Annotated in this window: 26 protein-coding genes; all 26 read left to right on the forward strand. The window is 68.6% G+C overall.

The window, feature by feature from the left end; all coding sequences use genetic code 11:
• The first annotated feature begins 780 nt into the window (after positions 1 to 780).
• Positions 781 to 1,539 (forward strand): hypothetical protein, encoded by a 759-nt coding sequence (locus CWT10_RS11260; RefSeq protein WP_128683431.1) that lies wholly within the window; start codon positions 781 to 783, stop codon positions 1,537 to 1,539.
• Positions 1,536 to 1,838, forward strand: a complete 303-nt coding sequence (locus tag CWT10_RS11265; protein ID WP_103061576.1) for a hypothetical protein — start codon at positions 1,536 to 1,538, stop codon at positions 1,836 to 1,838. The genes CWT10_RS11260 and CWT10_RS11265 overlap by 4 nt, the downstream gene beginning before the upstream one ends.
• Before the next feature lie 81 nt (positions 1,839 to 1,919).
• Complete coding sequence (locus CWT10_RS11270) at positions 1,920 to 2,096, forward strand: HNH endonuclease (protein ID WP_233187960.1); 177 nt, start codon at positions 1,920 to 1,922, stop codon at positions 2,094 to 2,096.
• Positions 2,097 to 2,334: 238 nt separating this feature from the next.
• Positions 2,335 to 2,556 carry a hypothetical protein gene (locus CWT10_RS11275; protein ID WP_128683433.1) on the forward strand — a complete coding sequence of 74 codons (222 nt, stop codon included), beginning with the start codon at positions 2,335 to 2,337 and terminating at the stop codon, positions 2,554 to 2,556.
• A gap of 457 nt (positions 2,557 to 3,013) precedes the next feature.
• The gene (locus tag CWT10_RS11280) at positions 3,014 to 3,490 is read left to right on the forward strand and encodes a P-loop NTPase family protein (protein ID WP_128683434.1); all 477 of its coding nucleotides are present in this window, start codon (positions 3,014 to 3,016) and stop codon (positions 3,488 to 3,490) included.
• Between the two features lie 267 nt (positions 3,491 to 3,757).
• Positions 3,758 to 4,003, forward strand: a complete 246-nt coding sequence (locus CWT10_RS11285) for a hypothetical protein (protein ID WP_128683436.1) — start codon at positions 3,758 to 3,760, stop codon at positions 4,001 to 4,003.
• A gap of 26 nt (positions 4,004 to 4,029) precedes the next feature.
• Entirely contained in the window at positions 4,030 to 4,848 is an 819-nt protein-coding gene (locus CWT10_RS11290; protein ID WP_128683437.1) for a hypothetical protein, read from the forward strand.
• A gap of 49 nt (positions 4,849 to 4,897) precedes the next feature.
• Positions 4,898 to 5,422: a phage portal protein gene (locus CWT10_RS11295; protein ID WP_244936739.1), complete on the forward strand. Its 525-nt coding sequence runs from the start codon at positions 4,898 to 4,900 to the stop codon at positions 5,420 to 5,422.
• Between the two features lie 337 nt (positions 5,423 to 5,759).
• A complete protein-coding gene (locus tag CWT10_RS18120) occupies positions 5,760 to 6,224 on the forward strand; it encodes a VG15 protein (RefSeq protein ID WP_483396344.1) in 465 nt (154 codons plus the stop codon).
• The gene (locus CWT10_RS11305) at positions 6,211 to 6,594 is read left to right on the forward strand and encodes a CdiA C-terminal domain-containing protein (protein ID WP_128683443.1); all 384 of its coding nucleotides are present in this window, start codon (positions 6,211 to 6,213) and stop codon (positions 6,592 to 6,594) included. The genes CWT10_RS18120 and CWT10_RS11305 overlap by 14 nt, the downstream gene beginning before the upstream one ends.
• A gap of 158 nt (positions 6,595 to 6,752) precedes the next feature.
• Positions 6,753 to 7,178 carry a hypothetical protein gene (locus CWT10_RS11310; RefSeq protein ID WP_103061581.1) on the forward strand — a complete coding sequence of 142 codons (426 nt, stop codon included), beginning with the start codon at positions 6,753 to 6,755 and terminating at the stop codon, positions 7,176 to 7,178.
• Positions 7,179 to 7,237: 59 nt separating this feature from the next.
• Positions 7,238 to 7,912 (forward strand): phage major capsid protein, encoded by a 675-nt coding sequence (locus tag CWT10_RS11315; RefSeq protein WP_128683445.1) that lies wholly within the window; start codon positions 7,238 to 7,240, stop codon positions 7,910 to 7,912.
• Positions 7,909 to 8,202 (forward strand): hypothetical protein, encoded by a 294-nt coding sequence (locus tag CWT10_RS17060; protein WP_218937319.1) that lies wholly within the window; start codon positions 7,909 to 7,911, stop codon positions 8,200 to 8,202. The genes CWT10_RS11315 and CWT10_RS17060 overlap by 4 nt, the downstream gene beginning before the upstream one ends.
• A gap of 15 nt (positions 8,203 to 8,217) precedes the next feature.
• Positions 8,218 to 8,427: a hypothetical protein gene (locus CWT10_RS11325; RefSeq protein WP_128683447.1), complete on the forward strand. Its 210-nt coding sequence runs from the start codon at positions 8,218 to 8,220 to the stop codon at positions 8,425 to 8,427.
• On the forward strand, positions 8,351 to 8,755 hold the full coding sequence (locus tag CWT10_RS11330) for a hypothetical protein (protein WP_103061583.1): 405 nt from the start codon (positions 8,351 to 8,353) through the stop codon (positions 8,753 to 8,755). Before CWT10_RS11325 ends, CWT10_RS11330 begins: the two co-directional genes overlap by 77 nt.
• A complete protein-coding gene (locus CWT10_RS11335) occupies positions 8,752 to 9,111 on the forward strand; it encodes a hypothetical protein (RefSeq protein ID WP_103061584.1) in 360 nt (119 codons plus the stop codon). Before CWT10_RS11330 ends, CWT10_RS11335 begins: the two co-directional genes overlap by 4 nt.
• Positions 9,112 to 9,116: 5 nt before the next feature.
• A complete protein-coding gene (locus CWT10_RS11340; protein WP_128683449.1) occupies positions 9,117 to 9,497 on the forward strand; it encodes an HK97 gp10 family phage protein in 381 nt (126 codons plus the stop codon).
• A gap of 6 nt (positions 9,498 to 9,503) precedes the next feature.
• Positions 9,504 to 9,902 (forward strand): hypothetical protein, encoded by a 399-nt coding sequence (locus CWT10_RS11345; protein ID WP_128683451.1) that lies wholly within the window; start codon positions 9,504 to 9,506, stop codon positions 9,900 to 9,902.
• A 34-nt stretch (positions 9,903 to 9,936) separates the two neighbouring features.
• Positions 9,937 to 10,599 (forward strand): hypothetical protein, encoded by a 663-nt coding sequence (locus CWT10_RS11350; protein ID WP_103061587.1) that lies wholly within the window; start codon positions 9,937 to 9,939, stop codon positions 10,597 to 10,599.
• A gap of 24 nt (positions 10,600 to 10,623) precedes the next feature.
• Positions 10,624 to 10,788, forward strand: coding sequence for a hypothetical protein (locus CWT10_RS16820; protein ID WP_158247566.1), 165 nt, complete (start codon positions 10,624 to 10,626; stop codon positions 10,786 to 10,788).
• Entirely contained in the window at positions 10,788 to 11,153 is a 366-nt protein-coding gene (locus CWT10_RS11355; RefSeq protein WP_103061588.1) for a hypothetical protein, read from the forward strand. The genes CWT10_RS16820 and CWT10_RS11355 overlap by 1 nt, the downstream gene beginning before the upstream one ends.
• Positions 11,154 to 11,200: 47 nt before the next feature.
• Positions 11,201 to 11,587, forward strand: coding sequence for a hypothetical protein (locus CWT10_RS11360; protein WP_103061589.1), 387 nt, complete (start codon positions 11,201 to 11,203; stop codon positions 11,585 to 11,587).
• 47 nt (positions 11,588 to 11,634) lie between these two features.
• Positions 11,635 to 15,984 (forward strand): tape measure protein, encoded by a 4,350-nt coding sequence (locus CWT10_RS11365; protein WP_128683453.1) that lies wholly within the window; start codon positions 11,635 to 11,637, stop codon positions 15,982 to 15,984.
• Positions 15,984 to 16,784 (forward strand): hypothetical protein, encoded by an 801-nt coding sequence (locus CWT10_RS11370; protein ID WP_103061591.1) that lies wholly within the window; start codon positions 15,984 to 15,986, stop codon positions 16,782 to 16,784. Before CWT10_RS11365 ends, CWT10_RS11370 begins: the two co-directional genes overlap by 1 nt.
• Complete coding sequence (locus CWT10_RS11375) at positions 16,781 to 17,890, forward strand: hypothetical protein (protein ID WP_103061592.1); 1,110 nt, start codon at positions 16,781 to 16,783, stop codon at positions 17,888 to 17,890. Before CWT10_RS11370 ends, CWT10_RS11375 begins: the two co-directional genes overlap by 4 nt.
• A gap of 18 nt (positions 17,891 to 17,908) precedes the next feature.
• On the forward strand, positions 17,909 to 18,700 hold the full coding sequence (locus tag CWT10_RS11380) for a hypothetical protein (protein WP_103061593.1): 792 nt from the start codon (positions 17,909 to 17,911) through the stop codon (positions 18,698 to 18,700).
• The last annotated feature ends 78 nt before the right edge of the window (positions 18,701 to 18,778 follow it).

Below are 18,778 nucleotides of genomic sequence, written 5' to 3' on the forward strand. Positions count from 1 at the left end.
GCGTCCTGCCTCTGCTGCCTCCCCCGGCTCGCCCTTACTACAGTCCCCGGACTCGGGAGTGGCTCAACGAGCACGCCGAGATCCTGGCCCTGTACCAGATGGTGCCTCCGGAGCTTGCTCCGGCAGGAACAAAAACTCTGCGTGCCGGCACCGTTGTGTCCCGGCCTCCTGCGCAGTCTTCGTCGGTCGGCGCGTCCGCGGGTAGCCACGCTTCGGCGTGTGACCCCGGCGCCGGCGCTAGCGCACGCCCCGGCTCCCAGCCGGGCAGCGTGCCGTCGTCCACACCGGCTGGTGACCCCGGCAGCACTGATCACGCTGCGTCCGCGGGTATCCCAGAGTCTGGGCCTGCTCCATCCGGGTCGGTCGGCGCGTCCGCGGGTAGCCACGCTTCGGCGTGTGACCCCGGCGCCGCCCGCCCGGGGAGGGCAGCTCATCCGGCGATGGACACCGACGAGGCCCTGCCGCAGGAGCCAGACACGCCGGAGGCCGGTATCAGTAGATCTAAGCAGATCCCAGCAGATCCGCCGGGTCCGGAATCTGGATATGCCGGGTCGGGTAGGGACGGGACGGGCCGGGCAGAGTCGGGACCGGCAGGGCCGGGCTGTGCCGGTCCTGGCAGGGCTGGGCCGGGGTGGGCCGGAGACGGGACTGGCCGGGAGGCGCACTCCGTCGCACGCAGCGGATCCCTCCCACAGCTGTCTCCGGCTCCCGCATACGCAAGCGCGGGAAGGGAGTCAGACGACGATGACCACATGCGTATCCGGGTGCGTAATCCGTGGCATGCACGCGCCGGACTGTGACGGCACCGCCACGGACCGGGCGGGCCAGGTGGTGGAGTGCCGGGGGTGCCTGCCACGTCCGGCTGAGGACGGCGCCTGTCTGTGCTCGTGGTGTGTGGGCCGCCTGACCTCGACGGTGGCGGGCCTGCCGGGCCTGGTGGATCACCTGCACGAGATGGCTGCCCCGTCGGTGTCTTCGCCGTCGGGCCACACCGACACCGGCAGCTCGGGGGCGCGTCCGGGTGAGGGCATGCTCTACCCGGCTCCGCTGGTCGCCGTGGATGACCTGCACGCCATGGTCGCCTCCTGGTGTGGTGAGGTGGCCGCCGAGCGTAGCGTGACTGCTCCTGCGGCTGGGCTGACGCGTTGGACCGAGCCGGACGCCGACGGCGATGCCGAGCCCATCGGCCCCACCACGCCCGACGCCACGGCATCGTTGGTGGAGTGGCTGGCCCCGCACCTGGACTGGGTCACCGCCCAGCCCTGGGCCGGGGATCTCCTGTCGGATCTGGCTACGGCGTCTGCTCGGGCGCTGGCCCGGTGGCCCATGGCCGAGCCCGAGCGTCGGGTCACGAACGTGCGCTGCCCGCACTGCGGCTGCCTGTCGCTGGTGGTGATCCCGCCCTCGACGGCGGGCGCGTCCACGACCGTGCGGTGCACCCTGCCTGCCTGCGGGCAGGCGCTAGGCGAGGAGGACTGGCAGCACACCCGTGCCCTGGCTCTGGCCCGAGCCCAAACCGCCGCGGAGGCGGCCTCGTGACCGGCGTGGTCGGCCCGGACGGCACCGAGTGGATCCCCACCATCGTGGCACTGGACCGGGTGCCGGGGTTGTCTGGGTGGACGCTGCGGTCGTGGATCAGGCGGGAGCAGGTGCGCTCTCAGCGGGTGGGGCGGCAGGTGTGGGTGGCCTGGGGGGATGTACTGGAGGTGGAGGCTGCTGCGCACATGGTGGGGTGGCGGCGTGGTCGGCGCGCCCAGCCTGCTGGTGGTGTTGGACAGACGGCAGATCAGATTGCACAATTGGGTGCAGCGGGACACGTGCGCCCTGATCAGTGTTGAGAGGTCTGGTGGTGTGAGTGTCCCGGACTGGTAATCGCCGCTATCGCGCGAACCGGCGCGAAGCTGCTCGCGATCTCGGACGTGTGCTGGATCTGCGGGCGACCTGGCGCGGACACCGCGGATCACGTCGTTCCAGCCGCGTTTGGTGGTGGCGACGAGCTGGAGAATCTTCGCCCGGCTCATCGCTCGTGCAATGCTTCTCGTGGGATCGGGAAGCGGGATCTTCGGCGGCCGTTCCGGACCTCCCGGATCTGGTAAGGCTACCCTAAGGCGGCCGGGCGGTCCGTCGGGAGGGGGATGACCCCTCGGCCCAGCCGGTAGCAGGCCCGGCAATGCTACCAATCTCCCCCCGACCCTGGTTTCCATCCCCCCGACCGTTTTCCCGGGTTTCGGCGTTTTCGTTGGTATTTCGCCGTTTTCCCGGCGCATGTGGCCGTGGTGGCCGTTCTCGGCTGCTCCTGGCGTCGGGCTAGCGGAATCGGGGTGGTGATGGGCGGTGTCTCGGTCGTTTGAGTCGGCTGTGCGGTCGGGGAATCGGCTGCGTGTGCTGCGGGCTCAGCGGCGTCGTCTGGCTGAGGAGCTGGACCTGATCAAGCCGGGCACGAACCCGGCGGGCGTGGCGACGATCAGCCGCCAGCTGTCCGCCGTGATGGACAAGATCGCAGCCCTTGAAGCGTCGGAGGGTGCCGGCCAGAAGGCGGTGAGCCAGTCCCCTTGACGAACTCGCTGCCCGGCGCCGTGATCGGCGCCCAGACTCCCCGGCTGAGGGTCGCCGCCGACGGGGCGTCCCGCCTGGACGGGGCTGACGCCGCCGACATCGCCGCCGCCTACGGGCTGGAACTGGACGACTGGCAGGCCATGGTCCTGTCCGACTGGCTCGCGACCGAGCCCAACGGCCTGTGGACTCACTCCCGCTGCGGCCTGTCCGTCCCTCGTCAGAACGGCAAGAACGCCGTGATCGAGGCCCGGGAGCTGTACGGCATGGCCGTGATCGGGGAAGCGTTTCCTGCACACCGCGCACGAGGTCAAGACCGCCCGCAAGGCGTTCCGCCGCCTGCTGACCTTCTTCGACAACCCCCGCAAGTACCCGGACCTGGCTGCCAAGGTCGTGGAGATCCGCCGCACGAACGGCCAGGAGGCCATCGTGCTCGACAACGGCCGGCAGCGTGGAGTTCGTGGCCCGCTCGAAGGGCTCCGCCCGCGGGTTCACGGTGGACACGATCGTGGCGGACGAGGCGCAGGACTTCGGCGAGGACGCCATGGAGGCCCTGCGGTCCACGAACGCGGCCGGCCCCCAGCAGAACCCACAGCTGATCCTCACCGGCACGCCGCCCGGCCCGAAGGCTGATGGCGAGATCTTCCGCCGCTTCCGCGCATCGGCCCTGTCCGGGTCCTCCGACCACGACCTGTTGGGCCGAGTGGTCCGCCCCCAACGACGCCGACTACGACGACGAGAAGACCTGGGCGACCGCCAACCCCGGCTACGGCATCCGCATCAGCCGCGACACCATCATGGGACGAGCGCGGCGACCTGTCCGAAGAGGGCTTCGCCCGAGAGCGCCTGGGCATGTGGGACGAGGTCTCAACCAACGCCGTCATCGACCGCCGGCTACTGGCTCCGCTGCGCGGACATGGCCTCCAACCCTCGGTGACCGGCTCGCCCTCGCCGTGGACGTGCAGCCGGGCCGGCGAATCCGGGTCAGTGGCCGTCGCCGGCCAACGCTCGGACGGCCGCTGGCACGTTGAGGTGATCGACAACCGCAACAACGTCGGCTGGATTCGTCGACCGGGTAGCCGGCATCTACGCACGCCAGCGCATCCGCACGGTCGTGATCGGACAAGCGCGGCCCCGCCGCATCCCTGGTCGAGCCCCCTGCAGAAGAAGGGGCTGAAAGTCACTACCACGGGACGCCGCCGAGATGGCCGCCGCCTGCGGCTCCTTCTACGACGCCGTCATGGAGGACACTCTCCGCCACCTGGACACTCCCGTGCTCAACTCGGCGCTCGCGGTGGCCCGGAAGCGGTCGCTCGGTGATGCGTGGGCGTGGCATCGGAAGAACGCGGCAGCGGATATCACGCCGCTGGTGGCCTGCACCCTGGCCCTGCATGGGGCCATGTCTGACCGGATCTCCCAGCGCCGCTCGAACCGCGCAACATTCGTTTGAGTCTGAGGGGCTGGTGGTGTCGTGTGATGGATGAGGCCCAGATCCGCGAGAGCATCACCCAGATGCTCACGGTCCGCCGCCGGGACCTGGCCGAGTGCGAGAATCTGCGCCGGTGGCTTACCGGGCAGGCGGGCACACCCGAGGTGCCCAAGGGCGCCGAGTCGGAGATCAAGCACTTGGCGGTGGTCGCTAAGCGCAACGTGATCGGCATGGTTGTGGACACCTTCGCCCAGAACCTGGGAGTGGTGGGCTACCGGGCTGCGGACAAGGCTGCGGACGCGGCCGGCTGGGACCTCTGGCAGCGCGCCCGCATGGACGCCCGCCAGGACGAGGTCCACCGCCCCGCCCTGGTCTACGGCCTTTCCTACCTGGTGCTGCGCCCGCTCATGGACGACGGCCCGGTCGAGTGGCTGCCCCGCTCGCCTCGCCAGCTCGTGGCCCTCTACGCGCACGACGACGTGTCCCCGTTCCCGGTGTGCGCTATGGAAGTGTGGGTCCAGACTGTCGGCGGAGTGAAGCGCTTGCGGGGCGCCCTGATGGATGACGAGTGGGTCTACCCGCTCGACCTCGGCACCGTCGCAGACCTTGCCCGCACGAAGACCGCGTCCCTGTCTCACGTGGCTGCAGCCGCCGTCATCGACGACGAGGCCGCCTTCCCGCACCGCGCCACCTACGACGGCACCCCGGTGTGCCCGGTGGTGCGGTTCGTCAACGGCGGGGACGCCGACTCCGGCCCGATCGGTGAGGTCGCCCCGCTGATCGCCTCACAGCGCGCCCTGAACGAGGTCAACTTCGATCGGCACATCGTCTCCCGCTTCGGGCGCATTCCCTCAAAAGGTCATTAGCGGCTGGACCGCCGGCGAGAACGAAGTCCTCAAGGCATCTTCCTCCCGCGTGTGGACCTTCGAGGACACCGACGTGAAGGCAACAGCCCTGCCAGCAGCCAGCGTCGAGCCCTACAACGCCGTGCTCCGGGAAATCGTCGAGCACATCGCCCAGGTCGCCCAGATCTCGCCCGCACAGATCACCGGCCAGATGGCGAACCTGTCCGCCGAGGCCCTGTGGGCCGCTGAGACCGCCCAGCAGCGCAAGCTCGACGCCAAGCGCCGTGCCTTCGGCGAGTCCTGGGAACTGGCACTGCACCTCGCCGTCGAGACCACCTCCGGTCAGGGAACCGTCCCGCACGGCGCCGAGGTCATCTGGCGCGACACCGAGGCGCGCTCCTTCGGCGGGATCATCGACGGCATCACCAAGCTTTCCTCCCAGGGCGTCCCCATCGACCTCCTGATGCCACTCGTGCCCGGTATGACCCAGCAGCAGGTCAAGGCCATCCGCGACCGCCTCGACGTCGACCACACCCCCGACGGCATCACCGCGCTCGCGGCGCCGCCCATGCTGGCGGGCACCGGTAAGGAGTAGTGGGCCGTGGCGCTGTATCGTCGCCCGGCGCGGTTGACGGCTGAGCTTGTGCAGGCCGGGCATGAACGGGCGCTGAATGAGCTTCTGGTGGAGTTCAACCGGCAGATGGACGTCACCTGGCAGTTGCTGGACCTGGACCGTCTGGACCAGACGCGGGCCGACTGGTTGCGGCATGCTGTGGAGGTGGTCTCGTCCCATCAGGAGAAGGCCGCCGACATCGCCGCCGAGTTCTGCCAGGACTGGTCACGCCTGTTCACCGGCCAGGGCATGACTATTCTCCGGCCCGGTCTGCAGGCGGACGTGGTCATCCGGGAGATCGAGACCGCCCTGGACGCGCTTGGCCCCGCCGGCGTTAAGCAGCGCATCCGCGACGGGATCTCTCCCGAGGCCGCGATGCGGGGACGCTTCCAAGGCGGTCAAGGCCGCCGGCGAACTTCGGGTACGGGACGCGGACCGGCAGACGGTCATGCAATCTGCCGCAGCAGACCCACGGGCCACGGGTTGGCGGCGCATCAGCCACGGCGGTTGCAAGTTCTGCAACATGCTGGCCGGCCGTGGCGAGGTCTACGGCGCAGACTCGGTCCGCTTCGCCGCCCACGACCACTGCAAGTGCACCGCCGCCCCCGCCTACGGCGGTCAGGAGGTTAACGTCCACCAGTACACGGCCTCCAAGCGGAAGATCTCCGAGGCCCAGCGGCGCCCAACTCAAGGCGTACCTGGACGGTCTGGAAGACGACGGACTCACACCGAAGGCGGCAATAGTCCCGCGGGTTACCGTCCCTGGGGCTGTGACCGTCCCTGATGGGCTCGACGTCGCAGCACATGAGCTACGCACCGCGGACACCCTTGCCGAGCACGGTTACAACATAGTGTTCCGCATGATTGACAACACCCCAGGGGTGAAGAACCCTGATGTTGAGATCGACGGCGTTGTCTGGGAGTTCAAGAGCCCTGAGGGAAGCTCTGAGAAGAGCACGATTGCAGACCAGTTCAAGAAGGCGCGGAGACAAGCCGACAGAATGGCAATCGACCTGCGACGCTGTGGACTCAATGACTCGGTCGCGAAATCACAGATCGCGAGACGGTTCAAGGGACAGTCGCGGCTAGTAGAGGTTCTGGTAATCGATCACGACAGTGTAGTGACTCGTCACGCGAAGTCAGCTATCCTGTAGGTGAAGGCGGCAGGCGTCCCACCATGGCACGATTTCCCGTGCTGCGGGTAGCCCAGCCGCCTTCGTCATACCCTCGCAAACGTTGCCCATATCTGCTCAACCCTCGGCCGTTTTTTCGGACGAGGGTTTTCTCATGCCCAAGATTGGAGAACGCCAACATGGCTGATGACACCCCCACCGCCTCTGCTGACGCGTCGGCGCCTGCTGGCGGGTTTGAGCCGATCACTTCGCAGGAGGCGGCGGATGCCTACGTCGCCGCGCACTTGCCGGCCGACTATGAGCAGGCGCTGTCGCGGACGGCGGAGCTGGAGTCCAAGCTGGCGGACTCTGAGCGTGCCCGCCTGGCCCTGCAGGTGTCCGCCTCCACTGGTGTGCCGGCGGAGTCCCTGACCGGCTCGACTCGTGAGGAGCTGGAGGCGTCCGCCCAGGCTCTGCTCGCCTGGCGTGACGCCACCACGCCGAAGAAGCCCGCGCCGAAGCTGCGGCAGCCGGGCCTGCGGTCGGGGTCATCCCCACAGCAGGAGCCGCCGTCCCCGAAGGCCGCCGCCGCGGCTGCTCTGCGGCGCATGCGCGGAGCCGAATGACCCCACCAATACCGACCGATCCGATCCAACTATTCACCGTCTGAGAGGACAAACTGATCATGCCCACCGCTGACATTACGCGCGCCGAGGTCGCCGGCCTCATCCAGGACGCGTACTCCACCGACTTCCTGAACGCCGCCGTGGACTCCTCCATCGTGCTGCAGGCCTTCCCGACTGTGTCCATGGGAACCAAGACCGAGCGGCTGCCGGTCCTTGCGACCATCCCGCACGCCAACTGGGTCACTGAGGACTCCACCGCGGACGAGGGCACCAAGCCCACCTCCAAGTTCTCCTGGGCGAACAAGACCCTCGTCGCCGAGGAAGTCGCGGTCATCATCCCCGTGCACGAGAACGTCGTGGACGACGCCACCGAGGACATCCTGGGCGAGATCACCCGCCTGGGCGGCCAGGCCATGGGCTACGCCCTGGACGCCGCGGTCCTGTTCGGCGTGAACAAGCCCGCCACCTGGACCGACCCCGACCTGTTCGCCGCCGCAACCGCCTCCGGCAACCTCACCCAGATCTCCGCCACCGACCCGGCCTCCGACCTGGTCGGCGCGATCCTGCAGAACGCCGGCTTGGTCATCGGAGACGGCGAGTTCGAGCCGGACAAGCTCATCGCCCGCCGCTCCCTGCGCATGCAGCTGGCGAACCTGCGCAACACTGACGGCACCCCCATCTACCTGCCGTCTCTGTCCGCCACCCCGGCGCCACCGACCAGGTGGCCGGCATGACCACCCTGTGGGCACGCGGCACCGTCGCCGGAGACCAGCCCGTCTTCGACGCCACCAAGGCCACCGCCCTGATCGTGGACTCCACCGCAGTCCGCATCGGCGTCCGCCAGGACATCACCGTGAAGTTCCTCGACCAGGCCACCGTCAACGGCATCAACCTGGCCGAGAAGGACATGGTCGCCCTCCGCTTCAAGGCCCGCTACGCCTACTGCCTGCGCAACATCGTCGCCCAGAACAACACCGAGGCCGTCACCCGCAACCCCGTCGGCGCAGTCACCCCGGCCGCCTGACCACAGGGAGACACCATGACCCGATTCGTTCACCGGCACACCGGAGCCCAGGTCTCCTACCCGCCCGGCCACCGGCTCCACACCATCCTGTCCGCGCTCGCGGATTGGCAGGAGGCCGAGGAGCGCGACGTTGAGGAGGTGGGGGACGATGGCGCAGGAGCCCGAGCCGGTGGACGCGGATCTGCTGGCCGACGTCACGGCCGCTCTAAGGCGGGCGCTGACTGACAGCGAGGCCGCGGCCGTGCCCCACCTGGCTGTAGGCGCTGCTGCTCTGATTCGCGGGTTCCTGGGGCAGGAGCCTCCGGAGGACGCCTCTGGCGTGGTCCGGTATGTGACTGCGCAGATGATCTCCAGGGCGTTGTCGCGGCCTGGTGATGTGCCTGTGGGGCTGGCGACCATGTCTGTGACCACGGGGCCGCTGGCCACCTCGCAGGGGTTCTCCGTGGACTCGCAGGGCGGGGGCGTGTGGCTGACTCGGCAGGATCAGATCATGCTCCGCCCGTGGCGGCGGCACATGGTCTCCGCCCCGCTGGTCTCGGAGCGCACGCCGTGAGGAGCATCCTCGATCTGCTGCCGGACTCCTGGCGCACCGACGTCACGGTCACCGGCCCGTCCCAGCGCACTGCCGACGGGATGCTCGCACCGGCCGACCCGCCCGCGATTGTTGCTGGCGTGGTGGTGGTCCCGTCGTCGGCGGCTCAGCCCGCTGACGGGAGCCTGGCCCCGCCCGAGGGCTCCGAGGACACAGCCACGCTCTACGCACCGCCCGGCGTGCAGATCCACCACCGTGACGTGATCACTGTCCCTGCACCTCACCCGCTGGCCGGCTCGTGGCTGGTGGACCGGTCCCCGTCCCACTGGCCGCTCGGCGTCGCCGTCACCATGACCCGTCGGCATCAGGAGGTGTGATCACCGTGCCCTCTCCACGGATGGTGCTCAACCATGCGGGCCTGGACCGGCTGCTGGCCTCTTCCCAGATGGGGACGGCGATCTTCGCCCAGGCGCAGGACATGCTGCCTGTGGTGCGGGCCGCGACTCCTCACCGCTCGGGCGCGCTTGCGGCGTCGTGGCGGGTTGAGTCCTCCCAGACGGTGGTGCGCACTCGCAAGGGCGGAACGTCGGTGCGCGCTGGCGCCCGCATCATCTCCGACGCCGAGCACGCGGCCGCCGTCGAGTTCGGCCACCTCGGTACCGCCGTGCCTGGCGTGGAGGGATACAGGGTCGTCGTACCGGGGCAGCACATGCTCGGCGCCCTAGCCGGTACCAGGGCGGCCCGCGCCGCCAAGAAGAGGTGATCGCCCGTGTCTTCTGATCCTGTGAAGATGGTTCGTGCGGTCCTGGAGGGCCTGCCAGTCGGTGACGGCACCACTCTGGCTACCTGCCGGGTACTGACCGTCCAGGCCCTGGACCATCTGCCTGTGGTGCATGTGGCCGCGGCCGGCGGCGGCTCCCAGACCGACATTGACCGGCTGGACCGCATCAGCGCCATCGTCTACGCCCAGGCCCCCACCACGGATGGCGCCCCGACAGCCGTGTCTATCGCCGAGCTGGCACACGCCGCGCTCGTGGGCGGCCCGCATGACACGCCGGCCGGCTACATCGACGAGGTGCGTGCCGAGTCGTTGCCGACCGGCCAGCCCTACACCGACACCGTGGACACCGCTGCGGCGGTCTACGGCGTCGTCCACCGATTCCTCTAAACCGATCTGATCCACGTAACTGGAAGGAAACGTCGTGCCTACGTTCGACAGCTTGAAGTCCTCCTCTGACAACCGCAACCTGGTGCGCAAGACCAAGGGGGCGCTTATGTTTCTGGCGCCCACCAGCGCCACGCTGCCGGAGAAGCTGATGGATACTCCCACCAGCCTGGTGCAGCTGCCCACCGAGTGGTGGCCGGTCGGCCTGGTCACCCCCGACGGCTACACGTTCGCCGCCGACACCACTACCGAGGACGTCGAGGCGCTCGGCTATATCGAGCCGGTCCGCTCCGACATCACCCAGGTCGCCAAGTCCATTCAGGTGACCGTCTACGAGACGCTCAAGAAGAACCTGCAGCAGCTCATCTACGGCGTGGACCTGTCCTCCGCCACCCAGGACCCCACCACCGGCGAGATCCACTGGGATGAGGCGCCCGTGCCCATGCAGGAGGAGTTCCGGGCATTGGTCGTCTCCCAGGACGGCCCCGCCTCCGACCAGTGGCTGGTCGGCAAGGGCTACCCGCTGGTCAAGCTCGCCGAGGTGCCCGAAGAGGTTTGGAACTCCTCCGACGCCGTCCAGCTGCAGCTGACCCTGAACGTCTTCACCGACACCACCTTGGGAACCCCCTGCCGCCACTACTTCGGCGGCACCGGCCCGCTCAAGCACAAGGACGCCCTCGGCTTCTCCGCCGGCAACTGACCCACCGCCAAAAGGAACAACAACATGGCTACCTTCACCAACACGATCGACGACAAGACCGTCGAGATCACCACGAACAACCCCACCGAGATCGTCACCCTGACCGCACAGGGATGGAAACGACTCCCCGACCCGGCCCCCAAGGCTGACCCGAAGCCCGCCAAGACCGATGCTAAGGGCGGCAAGTGATGGCTGACAAGATCACGGTCACCACGAGCCTGTCCAAGATCTCCGCCATCGAAGCGGAGACCTCCCCCGAACCCTTCCGCGTCGGAATCGGCAAGTCGAAGTACGTGACCTTCCCCGCCATCCAGGACCTTCCGTTCGAGCAGGCCGACCACGTACTGACCATGCTCAACCACGCCGAGGAATACGGCGAAGGGTTCAGCCTGCAGACCCTGCTGGCCTCCTGGCTGTCCGAGAAGGACTACAAGGCGCTGCAGGCCGCCAACCCGTCCATGCGCACCGTCGCCGCCATGATCAAGCAGGTCAACGACTACTACGAGGAGGCCGCCGGCACCGAGGGGGAAGACGCTTCCTCCGCCTCTGCCTGACCCGCTTCCGCCCCCAGGTCCGCGCCGACCTCCACGAGTACTACGGCGTGGACCTGGGAGCCGCGGCGGCGCAGCACAGGTGGCGGCAGCTGATCGACCTGATCGGCCAGCTGCCGTCCACCTCACGCACCTGGGTCGCCATGACCCAGGACGAGCAGATAGCGGAGGAACTGGCCCAGGCCCTCGCCAACGCCCCCGACACCGGGGACACCCGCAAGAGCGTCTCACCGCGCGACTACACCGCCGTCCTGGCTGCGCTCGCGGACATCTATGACCTGATCGCGGCGGGGCTGACGGACCGGAAGCGGAAGCCACCGAGGTATCCGCGCCCGGGCCCGTCGGCGGTCGCTCGGGCGATGGCTCGCCTGGAGGCGGACAGTCTGCGTGACCTGATCGCGCAGATGACACCGCACGCTCTCGAAGCTCTTGACTGACCCGGCCACCCGATGTGTGGCCCTGACCGTAGGGGAGGGTGGTCTGGGTGGCGTATCAGGCCGGTACTGTCTTCGTGGACGTGGCGCCTTCGCTCAAGGGCTTCGGGAAGCGGGTCACCACTGAGGTGACCTCCTCCATGGGTGGGGCCGCAAATAAGGCCGCCACCACCTTCAGCTCGGACTTCCGCAAGACGGCGTCCTCCCTGGGGAAGGATGTGTCCAACGACCTGGCGGACTCGCTGGGCAAGTCCACCCCGAGGCTGCGCCGCGAGGCCGAGACCGCGGCCGCTGCGGTGACCTCCGCGCAGGAGGCGGTCACCAAGGCGTCCAAGGAGGTCGAGGAGGCCCGGGCGGGCGAGGTCGCCGCCTCTGAGAAGGTCACCAGGGCTGAGGAGGCGCTGGCTGAGGCTCGGGCATCGGGCGATGAGGCGGCGATTGCGAAGGCCGAGCAGAACCTGACGAAGGCGCGGGAGGGGGCGGCTGCCGCCGACGCGAAGGCGGATAAGGCTGCCGCCGCCTTGACTCGGGCACGCTCCACCCTGGAGGAGGCGACCGCCAAGGCCGCCACCGCCCAGGAGGCTCTGAGCAGGCGGACCGGGGAGACGACGTCCACGCTCACGAGCTTGAAGCGTACTGCGGCGTCTGGGGTGGAGCTGGTCAAGGCGGGCGCTGCCCGTGACCTGGACGGCGTGCGCTCCGCGCTCGCGGGGGTGCGTACGGGTCTGGGCGAGCTGCGCACTCAGGCGGCGTCTGGTGACACCGCCCTGGGCAAGCTGGCGCAGGCCGCACATGCTGTCAAGACGGCTCTGGGGACTATGGCCTCGGCTGGGATCTCCGGCCTTAAGCAGGTGGCGTCCGTGGCCGGGCAGGCGGTCAAGGCCCTGGCGCAGTCGGCGGCGTCCGCTGCGGGTGCGGTGGCCACCGTTGTGGGTGGTATCGCCATCAAGGGCGGCATCAGCCGGGCGCTGAGTATTGAGGACGCGCAGGCCAAGCTCCGGGGACTGGGGCATGACGCCGACTCGGTGTCCTCCATCATGGACTCCGCCCTGGACTCGGTGCGGGGCACTGCCTTCGGGCTGGGCGACGCCGCCACTATCGCGGCGTCGGCTGTCGCCTCCGGCGTCAAGCAAGGCGAGCAGCTGACCTCCTACCTGTCCTCGATCGCGGACGTCGCGACCCTGTCCGGCGACAGCCTGGAGAACGTGGGCCTGGTGTTCAACCAGGTCATCAGCAAGGGCAAGGTGCAGACGCAGGACATGTACCAGCTGGCGAACCGGGGTATCCCGATTTTCCAGTGGCTGGCGGAGGAGTCCGGCGTCACCCTGGAGCAGATCCAGTCCGACATCTCCGCCGGCCTGGTCTCCTCCGACGACTTTTTGAAGGCGGTGCAGGCGAACTCTGCCGGCGCCGCCCTGGCATCCGCGGACACGGTGCGCGGCGCGGTGTCCAACACCTACGCCGCCCTCGGACGCCTCGGCGCGGCGGCGTTCGAGCCGATCATGCCCGCCATCCGGTCCTCTCTCGGTGGCGTTATCGAGGTGGCCGACCAGGTCACCAGCCTGGTCAAGCCCGTGCTGGAAAGTGTCGGGGCGACCCTGTCTGAGAAGGTGGCCGGCGCGGTCGAGCGCATCAAGGAGACCGCGGGCCCTTTCATGGAGGGGCTGTCTGGGGCACTGTCTGGGGCGAAGGATGCCCTGGACGGCATCGGCTCCGGGACTTTAGTGTCCACGCTGCTGCCGGCCCTCGGTGCCGGCGCGGGCCTGCTGTCCCAATGGGCCAATGGCATCCCGCTCATCGGCAAGATGATCCCGACCATGTCCGGCCCCGTGGGCGTGGTGGCGGGCCTGATCACCTCCATGGTCGCCGCATCCCCGGAGCTGCGTGACGCTCTCGGCGGCGCCGTCGAGGCCATCGGGTCGGTCATGGGCGGCCTGGCCGAGCCGGCGAAGACGGTCTTGTCCACCATCGGGGATCTGACCGCCGTCATGGGCGACACCCTGGCTCAGGCGATCACCGCGATCACCCCGTCCCTGACCTCACTGGCCCAGACGGTGCTGCCGGTCATCTCCGACGTCCTGGCAATCCTGGGGCCGGCACTGGTGGATGTGGCGGCCACGCTCGGGGACGCGCTCGCGGGCGCTCTGCCGGTGCTGGCGGATCTGCTGGCCGACGTCGCCCAGGTGGTGCTCCCGGTCCTGCCGGGTCTGCTGGACGGACTGCTGTCGGTGGGCCTGCCGCTGCTGAAATGGGCGATCGACCTCGCATCGGCGATCCTGGACAATGAGGCCGCAGTGGGCATCATCGTGGGCGCCCTGGTGACCTGGAAGACCACCATCACCGCGATCAAGATCGCCACCACCGCCTGGTCCATAGCCCAGGGATTGCTGAACGTCGCTCTGAATGCGAATCCGATTGGCCTGATCGTCATCGCTCTGGTTGCCCTGGCCGCAGGTATTGCGGTGGCGTGGCAGAAGAGCGAGACGTTCCGGAAAGTCGTCACGACCGCGTTCGAGGCCGTCAAGAACACCATTAGCGCCGTGGTGGATTGGGTTACCGGCACCGTCGTCCCGGCGGTGCAGGGCTTTTGGGCGACCACGGTCAAACCCGTAGTGGAAAAGGTGAAGAGCGCGATCTCCACGGTGGCGGACTTCATCAGCGGCACGGTGGCGCCGGCGATTCAGGCCGCGATCCAGGCCGTCGGCAACATCTTCAGCTGGCTGTACAACAACATTGTCAAACCGACGTGGAACGGTATTAAGACGCTCATTCAGGCAGTCGGTACGGCCATTGCGGCCATCATCGGCGCGGTCGTGATCGTGGTCCGAGACCAGCTCGGCAAGATCTTCACCTGGCTGTACAACAACGTCGTCAAACCGGTGTGGGCCGGCATTAGAACCACCATCGCCACTGCGTGGACCTCTATCAAGACGGTGCTGATGGCGCTGCGCAACTTCATTAACGGCACGCTGGGGCCGATCTTCACCTGGCTGTACAACAACGTCGTCAAACCGGTGTGGGACGGCATTAAGACCGCGATCACGACGGTGGCGAACACTCTGACGAACACGATCCTGCCTAAAATCAAGTCCTTCGCCGACTCGGTTAAGAGTGCTTTCACTACTCTGCGGGACGCGGTCAAGGCCGCGATGGACAAGGTCAAGGAGTATGCCGCCAAACCGGTCAACTTCGTGATCAAAACCGTTTACACGAACGGCATTAAAAAGGCCTTCGACTCGATCGCCAGCAAAGTCGGCCTGTCCCTGCGGATGCCGTCCGTCACCCCGATCGCCGGATATGCGACCGGTGGAGTATTCCAGACCATGACCCCCGGCTACACGCCCGGGCGGGATGTTTATACATTTTTCAGCCCGGACGGTGGCGGGGCACTACGGCTGTCTGGTGGTGAGGGGATTATTCGCCCGGACGCCCTACGCGCTCTTGGTGGCAAGCCCTGGTTGGACGCTGTCAACGCTTCCCGCGGGGCCGGCCTGGCCACCGTCGGAGACCGCGGCGGTAAGAAAGGGCAAGTAGCCTTCAAGGAAGGCGGTATCTGGGGCGCTCTCAAATCTGGCTTCGACAGCACCAAGAACTGGCTGAAGGATACGGCGTCCGCCGTCGCAGACATCCTGGCCGACCCGCTCGGCGCGATAGCCAGCTTGGTAACCGCTCCCGCCAAAGCTCTGCTGGCCACAATGGGAGACAGCATGTGGGAGCAGGTGATCAAGGCGATGCCCGGTAAATGGTTCGACTCCATCGCGCAGTGGTTCAAACGCGGCTCTGACGGGGTGACCTCCACGGGTGGACTGCCCGGCCAGGCCCGCAAGTACCTGGGCACCCCCTATGTGTGGGGCGGCTCCAGTATCCCGCCGGGGCTGGACTGCTCCGGCCTGGTCTACTATGCAGCAAGGGGCCTCGGCTGGAACTGGCCGCGGCTGACCGCCGCCGGCTACCAGGCCAAGGCCAAGCCCATCTCCTGGGACAAGAAGACTGCTGGCGACCTGCTGTTCTGGGGCAACCCGGCCCACCACGTGGCGATCTACTCCGGCGGCGGGAAGATGATCGAGGAGCCGCATGTGGGCGCCTCCGCCCGTGAGATCGCGATCTGGGGCTCCCCGACCGTCGGGCGAATCGCCAAAACGTTCGACACCGGCGGCGTCCTCCCCGAGGGGCTGACGCTCGCCGTAAACGCCACCCGCGGCCCCGAGGCGATCCTGACCCGCAGCCAGTGGAACACGCTGACCGCGCTCGCGGACCGCGGCGCCGACCTCGCCAGCTCCCTGGACGGTACCGACGTCCGCCTGGTCCTGGACGACCGCACCGCCCTGGACGCCCACATTGAGACGGTCTCTACGGCCGCGGCCCGTCGGCGGGCGCAGCTCACCGGGAGGAGCCGCTGATGGGTGTCCTGGCGTCAGTACCTGCCGGTCAGGCACCCATCATCCAGGTGGTGGTGGAGGCCGGCACCGTCCCGGCCGGCGCCCCGTACACGGTCACCGGACACACCACCGGCCACTCATGGGCGGTGCGTGCGGGCGCCCGCACCTCCGACGGCACCCAGGTGGTCCTAGGCGACCCAATCTGCCCGATTAACACCCCGGTCACCTACCGGGCCACCTGGGACGGCGGCCAGGCCGCATCGGCCGCGGTACGGCGCCCCTGGGCCGGGCGCTCGCTGCTGACCGACATCACCGGCGGCGGCGCCGTGGACCTGCTGTGGCAGGGAGACGACGCCCGCGAGACCGACCCCAGGGTCACCCTGCACGAGGTCCCCGGCCGCCCCACCCCGGTGGCCGTGTTCGCCCCCTCCATGGGGGCGGGCACCATCTCCCTGACCACGCGCACCACCCCTGCCGACACGGAAGCGATGCTGGCGCTCGCGGCCCGCCCGGCGGTGGTGGCACTGTTTCACAACCCCGCACGCTGTTGGCAGTGCCGGTGGGGGACGTGCGATGTGCCTCTGGTGACGGTCATGGCGCTCACGAGCGTGTCTCACGCCCGGACGGGCCGGCTGGACGTAGCGGAGCGGATCTGGACGCTCAAAGGAGCGATCGTGTCGGTGCCGGAGCCGAACGTGCTGGTGCCGACCTCAGTATGGGACGACGTCGACGCCGCCGGCCTGACCTGGGCGCAGATCCCGGCCGCGGCCGGCACCTGGGACGAATTCGACCGCGTGCTGTGGCAGGAGGTCGGGGCATGAGCCTGCCGGAGGGGCTGCTGACGGGCGCCTACACCTACTCCGCGCGCGTGGACTCGTGGCTGGGATCGCAGTGGCTCGGGCAGGTTCCAGTGGCCGGCGGGTCGGTGTCCTGGACGGTGGGGCAACAGGTGCAGGGCACGCTATCTCTGACCGTGCCCCGGTACGGGGCCGCCAGCGAGGCCGAGAATGCCCGTGACTTCACCCCTGATCATCCCGAGGCGCCTCTGGCGTGCTTCGGGCAGGAGCTGCAAGTTACCGTCACTGTCACGTCGCTGGTCGACGGATCCGAGTACACCGAGCCCGCCGGTCGCTTCATCATCATCTCCTCGGAAACCGACACCGACACGGTCACCGTGTCGGCCAAGAGCCTGCTCCACAGGACGGAGGAGAACCGGCTGGTGTCCCTGACCGTGCCCCGCACCGGAGGCACCCTGGCCTCGGAGATCCGCCGCCTAATCGGGACGCAGATGGGCGTGGTCATCGACGAGGCCCTGACGGACCGCGCATGTCCGTCGTCCATGTCGTGGGGCGAGTCGCGGATCGACGCCGTGTACGAGATCGCGGATGCGTGGCCGGCCCGCCTGCGTGAGGGCCGTGACGGCGTCCTGTACCTGCTGCCGCCCGCTGATGAGATCACTACGGCGCCCGTGCGGGTGCTCACGGACGGTGTCGACGGCACCGTCATCGGGGTGAAGCGGTCATGGACCCGGGAGCAGGTCTACAACCGGGTCGTCGCCCGTGGGCAGGACACTGACGATGCCGGCCGGCCCACCTTCCAGGCAGTCGCGTCCCAAACCAGCGGCCCCCTGTCAGTGACAGGCCCGTACGGGATCGTCACACGTTTCTGGTCCAGCCCGTTGGTGACGTCGCAGGCGATCGCCGCCAGGAGTGCGCAGACGATGCTCGCCTCCTCCATCCGGCGAGCGACGACCATCCCGGTCGAGCTGGCGCCGGACCCGTCCCTGCAGCTGGACGAGCCAGTCAGGCTGTACAGCCACGACGTCATCGGCGCGGCCCCGGTAGAGCTGTGGGGCCGTGTCGCCGCCGTGGAGCTGCCGCTGCTTTACACGGGCGCCGCCCGCGTCGACGTCGCGATCGACACCTGACCGGGAGGAGACCGCGGTATGCAGATACTGGACGCGCTCGACGCCGCCCCGGCGGACCAGGTCCCCAGGTCCGGGTCCGACAGGTCCCAGGTCATGGTGGCCACCGTCGTCGGCGTCGCCGAGGACGGCCGCACCGTGACCGTGGCACTGCTGGACTCCGGCGCCGTCACGCTCCCTGCCACAGCCTCCGTCTGGACAGGCGTGACCACCGCCCACGTGCTCATGGACACCGAGACCGGCCGCCCAGTGCACGTGCTCGGCCCCGCGTCCCCACCCAAGACCGAGACGCCTACGCCGCCGTCCGCCGAGGCCATCGCCGCATCCCGACAGCCCGTCACCGTCACCCGCACCGTCACCGTCACTCCGGACTGGTCCGGCACGCACCGGGCCGGCCAGGGCTGGGACCAGTGGAACACAAGCCGGTACGGGGGCCGTACCGACCTCTACCAGGGCGCCATCGGTGCCTCCGGGACCCTGCGCGGCATGGCCACCTACGGGCCCGCAATCACCAGCCTGCACGCCACCGCCATCACCTCCGCGACCCTGACCCTGACCGGCAACGGCTCCAACCGCGGCACCTGGACCGCCACCGTCCAGGCCGCCGACCGCACCAGCACCGGCCCCTCCCCGTCCGGATCCACCGCCTCCGTCAGCATCACGGGCACCGGCACCTCCCGCCTGAACATCACCGCCCTCGCCCCCAGACTCCTCGCAGGCAAGGGCCTCGCCATGGTCGGCTCCGACTACGGCGCCGTCGGCGGCCGCGGCCAGTCAATGTCCATCACCCTCACCTACCAAACCACCCAATAACGCCGAGAACCGAGGCACCCGAATGATGAACACGGCTACTGCCGCCGGCGGGTGGACCGTATGCCCCATCTGCGGCGC

The sequence above is a fragment of the Actinomyces qiguomingii genome (genome assembly GCF_004102025.1).
Classification (GTDB): Bacteria; Actinomycetota; Actinomycetes; order Actinomycetales; family Actinomycetaceae; genus Actinomyces; species Actinomyces qiguomingii.

What these genes read in the sequence shown, in the direction of transcription:
- CWT10_RS11260 (WP_128683431.1), top strand. Translation starts at nt 781, where the DNA reads ATGCACGCGCCGGACTGTGACGGCACCGCCACGGACCGGGCGGGCCAG.
- CWT10_RS11285 (WP_128683436.1), top strand. Translation starts at nt 3,758, where the DNA reads ATGGCCGCCGCCTGCGGCTCCTTCTACGACGCCGTCATGGAGGACACT.
- CWT10_RS11290 (WP_128683437.1), top strand. Translation starts at nt 4,030, where the DNA reads ATGGATGAGGCCCAGATCCGCGAGAGCATCACCCAGATGCTCACGGTC.
- CWT10_RS11310 (WP_103061581.1), top strand. Translation starts at nt 6,753, where the DNA reads ATGGCTGATGACACCCCCACCGCCTCTGCTGACGCGTCGGCGCCTGCT.
- CWT10_RS11315 (WP_128683445.1), top strand. Translation starts at nt 7,238, where the DNA reads ATGCCCACCGCTGACATTACGCGCGCCGAGGTCGCCGGCCTCATCCAG.
- CWT10_RS17060 (WP_218937319.1), top strand. Translation starts at nt 7,909, where the DNA reads ATGACCACCCTGTGGGCACGCGGCACCGTCGCCGGAGACCAGCCCGTC.
- CWT10_RS11325 (WP_128683447.1), top strand. Translation starts at nt 8,218, where the DNA reads ATGACCCGATTCGTTCACCGGCACACCGGAGCCCAGGTCTCCTACCCG.
- CWT10_RS11330 (WP_103061583.1), top strand. Translation starts at nt 8,351, where the DNA reads ATGGCGCAGGAGCCCGAGCCGGTGGACGCGGATCTGCTGGCCGACGTC.
- CWT10_RS16820 (WP_158247566.1), top strand. Translation starts at nt 10,624, where the DNA reads ATGGCTACCTTCACCAACACGATCGACGACAAGACCGTCGAGATCACC.
- CWT10_RS11355 (WP_103061588.1), top strand. Translation starts at nt 10,788, where the DNA reads ATGGCTGACAAGATCACGGTCACCACGAGCCTGTCCAAGATCTCCGCC.
- CWT10_RS11370 (WP_103061591.1), top strand. Translation starts at nt 15,984, where the DNA reads ATGGGTGTCCTGGCGTCAGTACCTGCCGGTCAGGCACCCATCATCCAG.
- CWT10_RS11375 (WP_103061592.1), top strand. Translation starts at nt 16,781, where the DNA reads ATGAGCCTGCCGGAGGGGCTGCTGACGGGCGCCTACACCTACTCCGCG.
- CWT10_RS11380 (WP_103061593.1), top strand. Translation starts at nt 17,909, where the DNA reads ATGCAGATACTGGACGCGCTCGACGCCGCCCCGGCGGACCAGGTCCCC.